This window comes from Sediminibacterium salmoneum NBRC 103935 (genome assembly GCF_000511175.1).
Classification (GTDB): Bacteria; Bacteroidota; Bacteroidia; order Chitinophagales; family Chitinophagaceae; genus Sediminibacterium; species Sediminibacterium salmoneum.
In genome coordinates, this window is record NZ_KI866530.1 from 839,925 (window position 1) to 856,030 (window position 16,106).

The following is a 16,106-nucleotide window of genomic DNA, read 5'->3' on the forward strand; positions in this document are numbered from 1 at the left end:
AAAAACAAAGTACATCCTAACGCTTGTTAGCTTATTTTTGCGGCATAAAATTTAAAAACATGCAATTCCAGTTGAGCGAAGAACATTTGATGATACAGAAAGCGGCAAGAGACTTTGCCCAGAATGAATGTAAACCAGGTGTTATTGAAAGAGATGAACATCAGAAATACCCTTATGAGCAAGTAATGAAATTAGCTGAGCTAGGCTTTATGGGTATGATGGTAAGTCCTGAATACGGTGGCGCAGGAATGGATACTTTGAGCTACGTACTTGCCATGGAAGAAATCAGTAAAGTAGATGCCAGCACCAGTGTTAGCATGAGTGTAAACAATAGTCTGGTGTGCTGGGGATTGGAGACATTTGGTAATGAGGAACAAAAGAAAAAATATTTAACTCCACTGGCACAGGGAAGAAAAGATGATGCCTTATACATTGGCGCATTTTTATTAAGTGAGCCTGAAGCTGGTAGCGATGCAACCAGTCAGCAAACAACGGCGGAAGACAAAGGAGACCATTATCTGTTGAATGGTACCAAGAACTGGATTACCAATGGCTCTACCGCATCGGTATACCTGGTAATTGCACAAACAGACCCTGCAAAAGGAAGCAAGGGAATCAATGCTTTTATTGTAGAAAAAAACTGGCCTGGTGTTACCGTTGCTGCCAAAGAAAATAAACTAGGTATCAGAGGTAGTGATACCCATACTATCTTGTTCAACGATGTAAAAGTTCCTAAGGAAAACCGCATTGGAGAAGATGGATTCGGATTTAAGTTTGCCATGAAAACTTTGGCTGGAGGAAGAATCGGTATTGCGTCTCAGGCATTAGGTATTGCAAGCGGGGCATATGAACTGGCTTTGGCTTACAGTAAACAAAGAAAAGCTTTTGGTAAAGAAATCATGCATCATCAGGCTATCCAGTTTAAACTGGCAGATATGGCTACCCGAATTGAAGCAGCACGTTTGCTTTGTTTAAAAGCAGCCTGGGAAAAAGACAATGGCTTAGATTACACATTAAGTTCTTCTATGGCAAAAGTATATGCCAGCGAAGCTGCCATGTGGGTATCAACTGAAGCGGTTCAGATTCATGGAGGATATGGTTTTGTGAAAGAATACCACGTTGAACGTTTAATGCGAGATGCTAAAATCACTCAGATCTACGAAGGAACCAGCGAAGTACAGAGAATTGTAATCAGCAGAAGTATTTTAAAATAATCGGGGGATTAATAAGGATGTATCAATGTCAGTAAACACAGTTGCATACAAAGAAATTATTGATCAGTTTTTGCTCACAGACACTACATTGGTGGCTGTGAGCAAAACCAAACCCAACGAAGACATTCTTGCACTTTATGAATTGGGGCAAAGGGACTTTGGTGAAAATTACGTACAGGAATTAGTAGATAAGGCAGCTGCATTGCCTAAAGATATCCGATGGCATTTTATTGGGCACTTACAGTCGAACAAGGTAAAATACATTGCACCCTTTGTACACCTTATTCATGGAGTGGACAGTTTAAAATTATTGCGCGAAATAAATAAGCAAGCTGCAAAATGCAATAGAGTAGTTCCTTGTTTGTTACAGATTTATATTGCTAAAGAAGAAAGCAAATTCGGATTAGATGAATCTGAGCTTGCTGAAATAATGGAAGAAGCCACTTCATTAACCAATATTTCGATTCAGGGTTTTATGGGTATGGCTTCTTTTACAGATAACCCGGAAATTATTCAAACCGAATTCAGCTATTTGCATTTGTTATTTCAAAAACATAAAGCCTGGATTGAAACTAACAGTTCGTCTACTCCCATTTTATCCATGGGAATGAGCGGCGATTATTCTATTGCCATTGAACAGGGGAGTACCCTGGTAAGAATTGGAAGTTTGTTGTTTGGTGCCAGAAATTATGCTAAATAAAAAAGGCGAGTCTTACGATTCGCCTTTTTATATTCCTTAATTTATTCTACAAAGTCTCCTTCAACCATTTAAAGAATTCACGTTGCCATACAAGCCCATTCTGTGCGGTAGAAACCCAGTGATTTTCACCAGGCAAGTAGAGTAGTTTACTTTTAATACCTCGCAATTGTGCAGCCTGAAATGCCTGCAATCCCTGCTCTATAGGAACCCTGAAATCCATTCCACCCTGCACAATCATGATGGGGGTATTCCATTTAGCCACATGGTTAATTGGATTCTGAACACCATAGGTTTTTTCGGTTGCCGTATTTTTATCCCAATAAGCACCACCATAATCAAAATTCACAAACCACAATTCTTCTGTGGTTCCATACATACTTCTGGTATCAAAAATGCCATCGTGTGAAATAAAAGTTTTAAAACGATTGTTATGTATACCTGCCAGCATAAATACAGAGTAACCCCCATAGCTTGCACCCACACAGCCCAATCTGTTTTTATCTACATACGATTCCTTGCTAATGGCATCAATGGCCGATAAATAATCTTTCATCACTTGTCCTCCATGATCCTTACTAATGTCTTCATTCCATTTTGTTCCATGACCTGGCATTCCCCTTCTGTTGGGGGCCACAATAATATATCCCTGAGAAGCCATTAATTGAAAATTCCATCGGAAAGAATAAAACTGAGTCAATGGACTTTGAGGCCCGCCCTGACAATATAAAAGGGTAGGATATTTATTCGCAGGATTAAAGTTGGGAGGATAAATCACCCAAACCAGCATTTTTTTCCCGTCCGTTGTTGGCACCCATCTTCTTTCTGTTTTGCATATTGCAATAGCCTGATAAAACGCATCATTTACATGCGTCAATTGGTTCATTGATTTGTCTTTCAGATTAAGGGTATATAATTCTGAAGCTGTATTCATATCCGTTCTGGAAACCACCAATGTATTTTCTGATTGCGCAACAATACCTGTAATATCAAAATCACCACTTGTCAATTGCTTAATTACCGGTAGCATTTTGGTTAAACCCGTATTGTTTACCTGAAACAGCTGAAGTGTTCCATTTACCGGAGCCCAGAAAAACAAAGACTTTCCGTCTTCACTCCATTTGAATCCTTCTACATGAATATCGTCTCTGTGCGCAGTGAGATTTACAGGGAATTTACCATTAATTAATACAATTAAATCCTGCTTGTCTGCTTCAAAGCCATCTCTTTTCATTTGCATCCATGCCAGAGTTCCTGCTTCATTAAACTGGGGTGCAACATCGTATCCCTTATTGGATGCGGTTAAATTTTGGGTTTCACCTGTTTCAATATTGTATTGGTAAAGATCAGTATTGGTGCTAACTGCATATGCTGTACCCTTCTTTTTCTTTGCCACGTAAACAATATGCTTGCTATCGGGATGCCAGATAAAGTCTTCATCCCCACCAAAAGGTTTGGTAGGTGCATCATAAGGCTCATTGAGCATAATATCTTTACCCTCAGTGGATTTTCCATTTTGGTAGGATGAAAAAAACACGTGACTGTATTTTCCGTCTTCCCAGGTATCCCAATGCCTGTAATTTAGAGAGGTATAAATCTGGGCATCCGATTTGGGTAAATCAGGATAGAACTCTTTGCCCTCTATTTTGTCTATTTTTACTTCATCACTATACAATATATGTTTTCCATCGGGTGAAATCCGGTCATTTATGGTAATTGTTTCATTGGCTGCTAATTCTACCGGATTCCCGCCAGACAAAGGAATTTTATAACGTTTACGGTTCATTTTATTATTAGCCACATCAGGTGTAGCAACCGTATACACAATAAATTTTTTATCCTTACTAATTCCAACCGGTGAAACTCTTTGAATCTGCCAGAGTTTTTCTGGGGTAAGTACTTCCTGAGCTTGCAATTGCTGAATAGCCAATAGTATAAATGCAATCAATAATTTCCGCATACTTATTTTTTTGTCGTTTTGGCATAATCCAAAACAAGATGTACAAAAGCTTTTACACCAACATCCAAACGGGTATCGTTAATCATGAACCCGGGCGTATGATGATCCGGAGCAGTTGAAAATGAAGGATACTTAGGATCTCTGGCCCCAAGAAAAAAGAAAAAGGAGGGGGCTTTGGTTCCAAAATAAGAGAAGTCTTCTGCACCTGTTACCCAATTGGTTAATTGCACATTATCAGAACCACCTGCAGCCTTCTGCAGGGAAGACAAACTCTGTGCAACCAATACCGGGTCACTATAAGTAACCAGTGTCTTGGTATCAATCATTACTTCTGCGGTTGTTCCATTTGCTTCAGCAATTTTCTGAGCAATCAGTTTTATTTTTTCATGTACCGTTTTTTGTACCTGACCATCCAATGTTCGAATGGTTCCTTCCATCATAGCTTCTTCCGGAATAATATTAGCCCTTACTCCCGATTGAATTCTGCCCACTGAAACTACCACAGGTGCTTGTGTAATATCAATATTCCTGCTAACTATGGTTTGCAATGCCTGCACAATCTCAGCACTTACTACAATCGGATCAATGGAATTCCAGGGATACGCGCCATGACTTTGCTTTCCTTTTACTTTAATAGTAAACCAATCAGATGAAGCCATGGTTGCACCGGGCTTATAGTAAATTTTTCCTAAATCATATTTGGAGTTGATATGAATACCAAATACTGCATCCACTTTAGGATTGTCCATTGCACCTTCCTTAATCATAAGTGCAGCGCCTCCTTCTTCATCCCCGGGAGGGCCTTCTTCGGCAGGCTGGAACAGAAATACCACCGTACCACTGATTTCGTTTTTTATCTTACTCAATACTTCCGCTGCACCCAGCAACATAGCTATATGTGAATCGTGTCCACAGGCATGCATAACTGGAACGGTTGCTCCATTGTATTCCCCTTTTGCTTTAGAGGCAAAAGAAAGCCCGTTTCTTTCTTCAACAGGCAATCCATCCATATCGGCTCTTAATGCTACAACAGGCCCGGGCTTACCCCCTTTTAAAACAGCCACTATGCCTGTCTTTGCTATTTTTTTGGTACTGATACCCAAACGCTGTAAGGTCTCTTCCACTTTGTTACTGGTATTAAACTCTCTGTTTCCGAGCTCCGGATATTCATGAAAGTATCTTCTCCATTCCACCACTTTGGGTGTTACTTCATTAAATAATGATTCCAGTGGGGAAATAGACTTCTGTGCTGATGCTGTTCCACAGATGAGCAAAGCAATTGCTAATACTATTTTCATACTTACAACGATTAGCTATTGAAGATACGTTTTAGCAACGAGGAATAAAACAGAACCTTATAAATAAATCAGCACATTAAACTCCTATATTGTAATTTTAATGAAACTTATTCTTATGAAAAAAATACTGATAGTTGCACTTTCCTTTGCATCCATGACTATTACTTCCATTCATGCATCCAGCGTGGAAATCGGCACTAAGAGCCAAAACGAGACCAATAAAAATAGGGTTGCAGACAATTCAAATGTTCAGTCCAGCTGGGATGATGCTGTAGTAACAGATGCCATGTCTAATTTTAAAAGCTTATCCAGGGTTGAGAGAAAAGCAAGAGTAAAAGAGGCAAAAAAATACCTGAAAGAATACAAAGCCAATGCAGCAAATGCAACGGGTTCAAACGATAAGGTTTTGCTTGCCATATTGGCTATTTTATTACCGCCGCTTGCTGTTTATTTACACCAGGGTACTACCAATGATACTTTTTGGATTAGTGTACTACTAACCCTTTTATTTTGGCTTCCAGGTGTAATTTTTGCTTTGATTACCGTACTGTAAATGAAGTAACACAGATTTTATCTGTGTTCCCCATACACTTGGCGAAGTACATCAGCTATTTCGCCAAGTGTACAATAGGCTTCAACAGCTTCCAGTACAAAGGGCATGATATTCTGGGTTCCCTCAGCTGCTTTTTTTATTTGATCCAGACAGTGCTGCACTTTATCAGCGTCTCTCTTAGCTTTTAATTCTTTAAGTCTGGAAGATTGTAACTGCCGAATTGAATCGTCAATCTTAAAGCCAGGAACCGGGGTCTCTACTTCAACTGTAAACTTATTTACACCCACAATAATTTTTTCACCGCTTTCAATACTTCGCTGGTATTCAAATGCACTTCTTGCAATTTCATCCTGCATGAATCCCTCTTCTATGGCGCTCACACTTCCGCCCATGGCGTCAATTTTATTCATGAGTTCCCATGCCTTCTGTTCTACTTCATTGGTAAGTGACTCTACAAAATAGCTGCCTGCCAAAGGATCCACTGTATCAGGTGCCCCGCTTTCAAAAGCTACAATCTGTTGAGTTCTTAAAGCAATTCTGGCAGCCTCTTCAGTAGGCAGACTCAGCGCCTCATCGTATCCATTGGTATGTAAGCTTTGTGTACCTCCAAGCACTGCAGCTATGGTTTGAATGGTTACCCTGCTGATATTATTCAATGGCTGCTGTGCTGTTAATGTAGCACCGCCGGTTTGCGTATGAAAGCGAAGCATCATAGCTTTTTCATCCGTTGCACCCAGGTCTTTCATAATGGTTGCCCACATTCTTCTGGCAGCCCTGAACTTGGCTACTTCTTCAAAGAGGTTATTGTGTGCATTAAAAAAGAAGGACAATCGCTTTCCAAAAACATTTATATCCAGTCCCTTGGCAAGTGCAGCCTGCACATAGGCTTTACCATTGCTTAGGGTAAATGCTATCTCCTGAACTGCAGTACTGCCAGCTTCCCGAATATGATAACCTGAAATAGAAATGGTATTCCATTTAGGAACCGACTTGCTACACCATTCAAAAATATCGGTGATGATTCGCATAGAAGGTTTGGGCGGATAGATATATGTGCCGCGTGCTGCATACTCTTTTAAAATATCATTCTGTATAGTGCCCGCCACTTTTGTTAAATCTGCACCCTGCTTCTTCGCCAAAGCAACATACATGGCCAATAAAATAAATCCGGTAGCATTGATGGTCATAGAAGTACTTACTTTCTCTAGTTCAATGCCTTTAAATAATAATTCCATATCGGCAAGGCTATCAATGGCTACACCAACTTTTCCTACTTCACCTTCCGACAATGGATGATCGCTGTCGTATCCAATCTGAGTGGGTAAGTCAAAAGCTACACTTAATCCCATTACCCCCTGACTTAATAAATAATGGTATCGCTTATTGCTTTCTTCAGCAGTAGAGAAACCAGCATACTGACGCATGGTCCATAGCTTTCCTCTGTACATATCAGGCTGTACACCACGTGTATAGGGGAATTGACCAGGTTGATTATTTAATCCTGTAAGAGGCTGTATATCTTCTGCTGAATAACAGGTTTTAATGTTGATACCACTGTCTGTCTTCTTATTCTCTGGCATAAATCAATATTAATATTATAATACTTGTTTTGCTTCAAAACTTAATGCTTCTGCTACCAAATCATGCAAAGCGGCCGATGGATTTGCCATCAGATACTGTAAAATGGCTTTTTGCAAATCCAGACCCGATGCCTGCTCAGGCAACTGTTGGGTAAGCTGATTAACAATCTGAAGATTTTTCTCCTTCAGATTTTTCACTGCTTTCCAGGATGAAGGCTGAATATACATTTGCTGGGTTACATTAAAATCAAATTCTTCTCTGATGGTCTTTGTATATAAAGCACATAATTCCCTTGCTGAAATGGCATCTGCCGGGTTTCTGCTAATCAGGTTGGGAAGGGCAATTCTATCCGTTAACAAAATTAATCTTTCATAAGCCTGAAGTGGCAGGCTATTGTTTCGTGCGGACTGATGCTTTTCGTAAATGACCAGTCTGCGTTGCAGATATATCAGGTAACCAGCCATCGCTGCCACAGAACAGGCCAATAACACGGTAATCATCATGGAATTATCCATTCTTTTCTACTTTCTGCAAAGGTAGGGGTTGAACAAGGAATTCCTTGTATCGTAAATCCATTCTATACAGGATTCTGACAAAATGGTAATTTTGTAAAATAAATGGAGCGTATGGAAACAACAATGAATACCACAATACCCGTAACACTAACTGAAGGTGCCATAACAGAAATAAAAAGATTAATGAATGAGCCAGGCTTCGATCACACTCAATTCTTAAGAGTTGGAGTAAAAGGAGGGGGCTGCAGCGGAATGACCTATGTTTTAGGATTCGACCAGAAAGAAAATGAAGACGATCAGTTTGAAATAGAAGGCATTCCATGTATCATGAATAAAAGCCATGGACTATATTTATATGGAATGGAAATAGATTGGCAAGGAGGATTGAACAGTCGTGGTTTTACTTTCAGCAACCCCAATGCAAGCAAGACCTGTGGATGCGGAACTTCTTTTGCGGTGTAAGACAAGACCATTTCACAGGCAGTAAAAAGTTACACCAGATAGCGCGTTTTTAATTCCACACTTTCATAGAACAAACTATACAATTGTAAATGAAAAGCCCCGAGTTTTACTCGGGGCTTTTTTATGGATAAAGCTGATAAGCATTATTTGGTTTTTGCCTTTGAACCAAGGGCTCTTCCACCTCCAAAGTCTACCAGGATAGGAGCAGCAACAAATACGGATGAATATACACCGGTTGCAACACCAATCAACATTGCAAACGCAAACCCTCTGGTTACTTCACCACCAAAGATGAATAGAATCAGGATGGTTAGGAATACGGTTACAGAAGTCATAATGGTACGGCTTAAGGTTTCATTGATGGCTCTGTTGATAATGGTTCCGTTATCTACATTTTTCATTAACGCGCTGTCTTCTCTGATACGGTCATATACAATTACGGTATCGTTCATAGAGAAACCAATTACAGTTAGAATGGCTGCAATAAAGTGCTGGTCTATCTCTAATGGGAATGGCACGAAATCCTTAAGGAAACTGAATACAATCAAGGTTACAAATACGTCGTGCATTAAGGCAACAATTGACCCCAATGAATATCTCCAGTCACGGAAACGGATGAAAATATACATACAGATAACAAACACCGCCAGTAAAGTGGCTTTGGTAGCACCTGCTTTTAAATCGTCAGAAATAGTTGGCAATACGGTTTGAGAACTTTGCTTGTAACTGTTTTCAAAAGTATCAAAACTGGTTCCTGCAGGTAAATGCTTTTTCAATCCTTCATATAAAGTACGCTCAACCTCAGCATCTACATTATTTCCTGTTTCCTTGATTTTAAAGGATGTGGTAATGTTTACCTGATTTTTTACATCAACCGTCTTGATAATAGGAGCTTCTCCGAAAACTACTTTCAGGTCTTCTCTGATTACTTCGGGATCTACCGCTTTATCAAACTTCACAGTATAACTTCTACCTCCGGCAAATTCAACGCCTTCATCAAATCCATTGAAGAAAGATCCAACACCTAAAACAAATATGATTGCAGATAGCACGTATGCATACTTTCTGTACTCAATGAATTTGAAATTGGTGTGGTTGAAAATAACTTTGGAAATATTGGTAAAGTACTCAAAGTGTCTGTTCTTATTGGTGTACCAGTCAGAAATTAAACGGGAAATAAGGATACCACAGAATAAGGATAGAAGAATACCGATGATTTGCGTGGTTGCAAAACCTAATACCGGTCCTAATCCAAAGTAAGCTAATATAATAGCGGTTAACAAGCTGGTGATATGACCATCCAGAACTGGCGCCAATGAACGCTTGTAGCCTTCATTAACTGCAGCAGAATAGTTCTTACCTTTTGCAATTTCCTCTTTAATACGCTCAAAAATAATTACGTTGGTATCCACTGCCATACCAATGGTAAGCACCAGACCGGCAATACCAGGAGCAGTTAAAGTAAAGCCTAAGGCACTTAAAACACCAATGGTGAACAACAGGTTTAATATCAATGCGATATTGGCTACCCAACCACCCGTGTTAAAGTATAATAACATTAAAGCGAAAATCACTAAGAAAGAAATACCGAAAGAAAGTGCACCGCCTTTAATAGACTCGCTACCCAATGTTGGTCCTACTGTCTGGCTCTGAACAATTTTAGCTGGGGCAGGTAATTTACCGCTCTCTAAAATCTCAGATAAATCCTGTGCTTCTTTAATGGTATAGTTACCGCTGATTTGTGAATTACCAGTAGTAATAGGATCGTTCACATTAGGAGCAGAGTAAACAAAATTATCCAAAACAATAGCAAGAGGTTTACCCACATTTCTGGTTGTCATTTTCGCCCAGATATTGGAACCCACTTTGTCCATATTCATTTTGATGGCGATTCTGCCGCGTTCATCGTAATCCTGAGAAGCGCTGGCGATTCTGTCACCTTCCAGTTCAGCCTGACCATTGTCAAGGGTTTTAATAGCATAAAGCATTAAAATGTCCTTGGCTTTTGGATCATCCAATTCAGCCTTACCATACATGAAAACAAGGTTGGATGGGAATTTGGTTTTAACAGATTCCAGTGCAAGGTAATCATTCAAAGTACCTGTGTCTTTAGACTGAATATATCCTAATGCAGCAGGGAAAACAGGACGTCCATTCTCCGCCTGATAGGGCTGTGTCATCTGCATCAGACGTAGAATTGGATTCTCATTTGCTTTTAAAGCTGCTGAATCCACTTTTGCAGTTGTTTTACCGGCAATAGATGAAATAGTTGCTGTTTTAGCAGTATCTGTTTTAACAGTGGCAACTGCAGTCGTGTCTGCCTTTGGAGAAGAAATAGTTGTTCCGTTCAGGTAGTCCTGAACTGCTTTATCGGCAGCAACAATCCCTGCCTGAACATCTTTATTCTCCCAGGTGTACACTTCAAAAAACTGAAGGTTAGCGGTAGACTGTAAGTAGTTTCTTACACGATCCTTATCGTTTACACCTGCCAATTCAATATTGATTCTTCCTTTGGCAGGATCAGGATTGATATTGTTTGAAGAAACCCCGAAACGATCGATTCTAGTTCTTAGAATTCTATAGGTATTGTTAAAAGCAGCTTCCGCTTGTTTACGCAAGTAGTTTTCTACTTTTGCATTTGTATCTTCTATCTTAATAGCGTTTGCGCTCTTAGCAGAAAACAATGGAGCTAATTTGCCATCGGGGCTAGCTTTTTTATACTCTTCTAAAAACAAAGTAATTAAATCTGCACCACTATTGGCTTTTCTTTCAACAGCAGCGTCTAATGCTTTATTGAAATTAGCGTCCTTTGAATAATTGCTTAAAGACTTGATTAATCCGTCTAGACCCACTTCCATGGTAACACTCATACCACCCTGAAGATCAAGGCCCAGCATTAACTCTTTTTCCTTGGCACTACGGTAAGTAGTTAAACCAAAAGCAAGCTTGGTGTCTTTGGTGCTGTCGAGCAAACGGAACAATCTTGTTTTTTTCAATTCATCCAAAGAATCAGCATAAGCTGCCTGTAATTCTTTGTTGCCGGGATATTGTTGTTCCGGAGTAGGGAACTTTTTTTACCCATTCAGTGGCTTTCTTTTCCATCTCAGACTCATGGCTATTTACAAACCATGTGAATGATAATTGGTAAAGACAAATTAGCGTAAGTGCAATAGCAAAAAAACGCACTAAACCTTTCAGTTGCATATTAGTAACGGTTTACGATGTTTTATCCTGATTTTTTCAGGTTGGCAAAGATAGGGGAATGAGAGATTAATTCACAGTAACCTCAAAGTAAAGAGGGGTATTGGGTGGAATTGAGCCTCTACCTATACAAGAATATCCTAATGCTGAGGGCACTAGTAGCCTAATGCTACCGCCCCTTTTTACCAGTGGAATTCCAATAGTCCAGCCTTCAATTACATTTCTTAAATTAAATTCTGAAGGTGCTATTGTTGACGAATCAAAAGTATTCCCATTAAGAAATTTCCCCCTATAATATGCTCTAACCCAAGAATCTGAATTTAAAACTGCCCCAGTTCCCGGGCTCATAATTTGGTACAATAACCCACTTGGATGCTCAGTGTAGGTTATATTATTATCAGTGCAATACTTAACCATTGCCGATTTTTCGTTAGCAACGGGTACAGGATTACAGCCTGAACTGGATTTTCCACAAGAAATAACAGAAATGGCTATTATAGCCATTAAACCTAATACAATCAATTTGCTTCTCATGTTCATTTTTAGTTTTTAAGACGCTGAACCAGGCTGGATGGCTGCATCGTTGTTCTTTATTTTTCTTTTTTTAGCTGCAATTTCCTGATAGCGCTGATCATTCATTTCCCATTTAAATTTTCTGTAAACAAAAGCAATAAAAACAGATAAGCCCAAAATGGCCATAAAAAGCACAAATGCGCTCATTTTGCTGTTGGCCTCCATGGTAGCCCGCTGATACCAGCCTGAAAGAATTACGGTAATAACAACAACGCCAATAGCAAATCCGGAAGATAAGCCCAGCATAAAGGCTTTCCGGCTACTTTTTTCCTTCTCACTGTTTTCCTGCCAAAAGGCAAAAAATGTCTCATCGTCCATTTGCATCCCGCGAATGTAAGCAGGTTCAGGGAATTTTGTGAAGAAGTTCTCCACTTTTCTGGTACTGAAAATCTACCTATTTTGTATTAAAATTATATGCAATGAATTTCAGGAAAATTGCCGCACCCTATTATCTGATTGTCTTACTGATTCATTGTACTTTTTTATGGCTGGAATGGACTTTGGCCTCCAAATTCACCAAGCCTTTACTTATGCCTTTATTGTTAATCTATTTATATAGCGCATTAAAAGCTCCATTTAATGTGCAGACACTAGAGCCAAAGACAGATCCTGATGGAAACCCACTATCTACCAGGCCCATTAGTAAATCCATTGTTATCCTGGCATTTGCTGCTTCCTGGGCCGGAGATTTGTTTCTGATGTTTGAAGGTAAGGGACTTTTTATTGCAGGGATGGTTTCCTTTATGACAGCCCATATCAGTTATTGTTATTTATTCAATCAGATTCAGCCTTTCAGGAGAAAAAATGCATTGTATCCTTTTTTACTGGGTGCTTTTGTGTATCACCTGGGAACAGATATTATGCATGTAATACGCCCCAATCTGGGAGATTTATTGATTCCCGTTTACTTATACATGTTTGTGATTACTGCTATGGCAATTTTTGCCTTTATGACCATGGCAGTAAAAGACACTGAATACTGGGGCAAGTATTTTTTTGCTCTTGGAGCCGCTTTTTTTGTGTTTTCCGATATGATGCTGGCACTGAATATTTTTGGCAGCAAAGACCCTTTTTTGGGCTTTTTGGTAATGGCCACATATGGTATAGCACAATATTTAATAGCCAAGGGATTCAGCAGTTACCTCCTGAGATCTTAACTACCTAACGCTTTAACAAAATAGGCAACTCGTTATTTATTCTTTACAATTACATATTGACCTCTATTCAACAAAAGCAGGTAGATTTTGCCGTTGTATTCAGTGGCCGCACTAAGAATTGAACAGGGGTCCAGCACAGGCGGCAGTTTAAATTCCATCTCTCTGATATTGGTACCATCAAAAACAGCCAATCCTGCGCAGGACTCAGGTGCTTTTTCTGTCCCTAACATGATATAGATTTTACCATTGGAAGACACAATCGGACTGGATCTGAAAATTTTACTATCACTTAAACCGGAAAGAACCGCATTATTGTCCAGATTTTTGAGTTTATTGCCCTGAAAGCCTATGCCCCAGACATTTCCCTTCACAGCCATATAAACACTTGCTTCCTTGTTGGAAAAGCCCGTATCCTCTTCCACAATAAATTCATAGGTTTTTCCCTGAGTAAATGCAGCTCCGTTGTAATAGTATCCGGTAATAATGTATCGGGTTCTGGTAGGGCTGATAATTATCTGCCGCACCTGTGTAAAACTGATATCATTATTATCGGTTGCTATTAGGGAAGTAGGTTGAACAGACAATTCTTCAGCCTTTTTAATCAGTTGATTGTTGACAACTTCCCAGATGGCCACATTAGTAGCAATAGATACCATATGCAGCTTATTTTGATTTACCCACAGTGATATATTACCCAGGGATGCCTTATTGATTAAATTGGCATTGGTGTATTCCAGGGTATCCAGGTGGGTATAATTTCCGTTTTCCCATTTAAAAAGATAATACGTGTGTTCCCAATCTACTACTGGAATAGTAGTTCTGATGGTTCTTTTTTCCCTTATCCCATATAAGGCACCATTCCATTCCTTGATGATTACAGGAGCCATATTATTCACCTGATTAACCATCCACCCGGAAGCTTGCTTATAAAAAAAACTCCCCTGAAACTGATTATTGAAAGTGCTTGAATTATTGGTTACCCTATGGCCAGATGTAGCATAAATAATTTCACTATTATATCCTGCTAATGAATTGATTTCGTAGGTTTTATCCTGAGGAAAATTCTGAACAATTTCCCAGTTTTCAGTACTGTCCTGTGAACCCGAATTTGAACTGTCTTTTTTACAGGAGACAAGTAGAGAAGATAGCATAATAGCTATTGAAAATAATAAGATTCGGTTGTTTTTCGCAAGAAGATGCATATTTGGCATTGCTGATTTTTTTATAAAATTCCTCCCTAATACGGTCTTGTCAAATACGAATTAATCCGTATTTTTAATAAGATTTTAAGCACCCCCCGGGATCTTAAAACCATTTTAAATAGCATATGAAGGGAGTATTGAGGCTAACATTCTTAATAATGGGGGTAATTAACTGCAGTTTAAGCAAGGGGGCAGAATCATGGGATCTCTTGGTAAAAAAAGCCGACAGCTTATCCACCAGTAATTTTTCAAAATCTGTTGCTTTCTGCGACAGTATATTGCCGTTCACCAATCCGAAAGAGCCCTGGAGAGGAGTCTTCACCAGTATCAGAGGAAAAGCTCATTATTTTAAAGGGAATTACGACCTGGCAGCAAAAGATTATAATGAAGCAATTCAATTATTACAAAGGGGAAATTTTCAGCGGGAATTAGGCTTTGCCTTTATTGATCAGGCAAAACTCTACAGGAAAATAAAAATGTTCCCTCAGGCAATTGAAACCTATGCAAAAGCGGATAAAATATTCAGAACCTTAAAGGACGAAAACACTTTGGCTACTGTACTAAACGAGTGGGGGGTTGTGTATGAGTTTCAAAATGATTTTGATAAAGCCATCGATTTTTATTCTCAATCACTTAAAACCAGAATAAAGTTCAACGACTCATTAGGGATGGCCTATTCTTACAGTTATATGGCTAGTGCCTATTTACAAAAAAATGATTTTAAGCAAGCCGAGGAGCTAAGCATTCTTTCCTTGCAGATTTTTGAAAAAATCAAGAATCAGTTTGGAGTTGCCATTCAAAGTTCCGATATAGCACTTATGTACGAATCAAAAAAAGATTTCAATAAAGCAATTTCTTATTTAACCTTAAGCGATAGTATTGCCAGATCTTTTAATTACAAAGACTTATTATCGGAGAATTACAGAAGACTATCTACCATTTATGCCCAGCTGAATGATTATAAAAAGGCTTTAAAACTTTACCAGGAACATATTATCATTAAAGACAGTCTTTACAATAGCAACACGCAAAAAAATATTGCTGATCTATACGTAAAGTATGAAACTGCTGAAAAAGACAATCAATTACTACAGCAAGAAAACAAAAATGCCAAACAACAGATTACTATATTGCTTATTGGATCATTATTAGCTATAGTTAGCATATTAACCTATTACATATACAGATCCAGAAAACTGAAAGAAGAAAAACTGAAATTGGAAACTCAGAATACTCTGCAGAACGACCGGCTGAGAATTTCTAGAGACTTGCATGATAATATTGGTGCCAATTTAACTTATATCAATAATGCAGTTCAATCCATACCTCAGGAAGATAATCAGATAAAGAATTTACAAAGTCTGCTAAACGAGACAATTATTGAACTAAGAAGAACTGTTTGGCTCATTAATAAGCCCTCCGTTAAACTGGACGAGTGGATTGTTAAGCTTCGCGAATATTATTTAAAAGTAAACGAAGTAAAACTAAGCATCACTATCATCGAAAATGAAGAGAGTATACTCACTTCAAAACAAGCAACTAATTTGTTCCGGGTAATACAGGAAGCTACCAACAATGCAATTAAACATTCACAGGCTTCTTCTGTAAAAGTATCCATTCAATCAGAGAATAATATTCTGATGATTGTAATAAAGGATAATGGGAGGGGATTTGATCAAAACAAGGCCAGCAA

The 16,106-nt window shown here is 38.9% G+C and carries 14 protein-coding genes; 6 read left to right on the top strand and 8 right to left on the bottom strand.

Annotated elements, in window-relative coordinates:
- Nucleotides 1-59 precede the first annotated feature (59 nt).
- Both P767_RS0104105 and P767_RS0104110 read left to right on the top strand, forming a co-directional pair.
- Nucleotides 60-1,214 carry an acyl-CoA dehydrogenase gene (locus tag P767_RS0104105; protein ID WP_026763509.1) on the top strand — a complete coding sequence of 385 codons (1,155 nt, stop codon included), beginning with the start codon at nt 60-62 and terminating at the stop codon, nt 1,212-1,214.
- Nucleotides 1,215-1,239: 25 nt separating this feature from the next.
- Nucleotides 1,240-1,914, top strand: a complete 675-nt coding sequence (locus P767_RS0104110) for a YggS family pyridoxal phosphate-dependent enzyme (RefSeq protein WP_026763510.1) — start codon at nt 1,240-1,242, stop codon at nt 1,912-1,914.
- 46 nt (nt 1,915-1,960) lie between these two features.
- Here P767_RS0104110 and P767_RS0104115 read toward each other — a convergent pair whose 3' ends face one another.
- Both P767_RS0104115 and P767_RS0104120 read right to left on the bottom strand, forming a co-directional pair.
- Nucleotides 1,961-3,871 carry a S9 family peptidase gene (locus P767_RS0104115; RefSeq protein ID WP_026763511.1) on the bottom strand — a complete coding sequence of 637 codons (1,911 nt, stop codon included), beginning with the start codon at nt 3,869-3,871 and terminating at the stop codon, nt 1,961-1,963.
- 2 nt (nt 3,872-3,873) lie between these two features.
- Nucleotides 3,874-5,169: an amidohydrolase gene (locus tag P767_RS0104120; protein ID WP_026763512.1), complete on the bottom strand. Its 1,296-nt coding sequence runs from the start codon at nt 5,167-5,169 to the stop codon at nt 3,874-3,876.
- A gap of 115 nt (nt 5,170-5,284) precedes the next feature.
- Here P767_RS0104120 and P767_RS18640 point away from each other — a divergent pair, with 115 nt between their 5' ends.
- Nucleotides 5,285-5,722, top strand: coding sequence for a YqaE/Pmp3 family membrane protein (locus P767_RS18640; protein WP_216593202.1), 438 nt, complete (start codon nt 5,285-5,287; stop codon nt 5,720-5,722).
- 17 nt (nt 5,723-5,739) lie between these two features.
- Here P767_RS18640 and P767_RS0104130 read toward each other — a convergent pair whose 3' ends face one another.
- Together P767_RS0104130 and P767_RS0104135 are read right to left on the bottom strand one after the other, a co-directional pair.
- Entirely contained in the window at nt 5,740-7,302 is a 1,563-nt protein-coding gene (locus P767_RS0104130; RefSeq protein ID WP_026763514.1) for an acyl-CoA mutase large subunit family protein, read from the bottom strand.
- A gap of 15 nt (nt 7,303-7,317) precedes the next feature.
- Nucleotides 7,318-7,818, bottom strand: a complete 501-nt coding sequence (locus tag P767_RS0104135) for a DUF7935 family protein (RefSeq protein ID WP_026763515.1) — start codon at nt 7,816-7,818, stop codon at nt 7,318-7,320.
- Nucleotides 7,819-7,929: 111 nt separating this feature from the next.
- Here P767_RS0104135 and P767_RS0104140 point away from each other — a divergent pair, with 111 nt between their 5' ends.
- A complete protein-coding gene (locus tag P767_RS0104140; protein ID WP_026763516.1) occupies nt 7,930-8,280 on the top strand; it encodes a HesB/IscA family protein in 351 nt (116 codons plus the stop codon).
- 143 nt (nt 8,281-8,423) lie between these two features.
- Here the strand turns inward: P767_RS0104140 and secDF are convergent, their stop codons facing one another.
- From secDF to P767_RS0104155, 3 genes are all read right to left on the bottom strand, one after another.
- The gene (secDF, locus tag P767_RS15775; RefSeq protein ID WP_216593203.1) at nt 8,424-11,276 is read right to left on the bottom strand and encodes a protein translocase subunit SecDF; all 2,853 of its coding nucleotides are present in this window, start codon (nt 11,274-11,276) and stop codon (nt 8,424-8,426) included.
- Between the two features lie 274 nt (nt 11,277-11,550).
- On the bottom strand, nt 11,551-12,021 hold the full coding sequence (locus tag P767_RS0104150; protein ID WP_084799813.1) for an FKBP-type peptidyl-prolyl cis-trans isomerase: 471 nt from the start codon (nt 12,019-12,021) through the stop codon (nt 11,551-11,553).
- Between the two features lie 9 nt (nt 12,022-12,030).
- The gene (locus tag P767_RS0104155; RefSeq protein WP_037352261.1) at nt 12,031-12,378 is read right to left on the bottom strand and encodes a hypothetical protein; all 348 of its coding nucleotides are present in this window, start codon (nt 12,376-12,378) and stop codon (nt 12,031-12,033) included.
- A 95-nt stretch (nt 12,379-12,473) separates the two neighbouring features.
- On the opposite strand from P767_RS0104155, the gene P767_RS15780 reads away from it, so the two are divergent.
- Complete coding sequence (locus P767_RS15780; protein ID WP_051417096.1) at nt 12,474-13,211, top strand: lysoplasmalogenase; 738 nt, start codon at nt 12,474-12,476, stop codon at nt 13,209-13,211.
- 32 nt (nt 13,212-13,243) lie between these two features.
- Here P767_RS15780 and P767_RS0104165 read toward each other — a convergent pair whose 3' ends face one another.
- Nucleotides 13,244-14,362, bottom strand: coding sequence for a hypothetical protein (locus tag P767_RS0104165; RefSeq protein WP_026763519.1), 1,119 nt, complete (start codon nt 14,360-14,362; stop codon nt 13,244-13,246).
- Nucleotides 14,363-14,538: 176 nt separating this feature from the next.
- Here P767_RS0104165 and P767_RS15785 point away from each other — a divergent pair.
- The coding region (locus P767_RS15785) for a tetratricopeptide repeat-containing sensor histidine kinase (RefSeq protein ID WP_157611359.1) at nt 14,539-16,106 on the top strand (1,568 nt) is incomplete at its 3' end.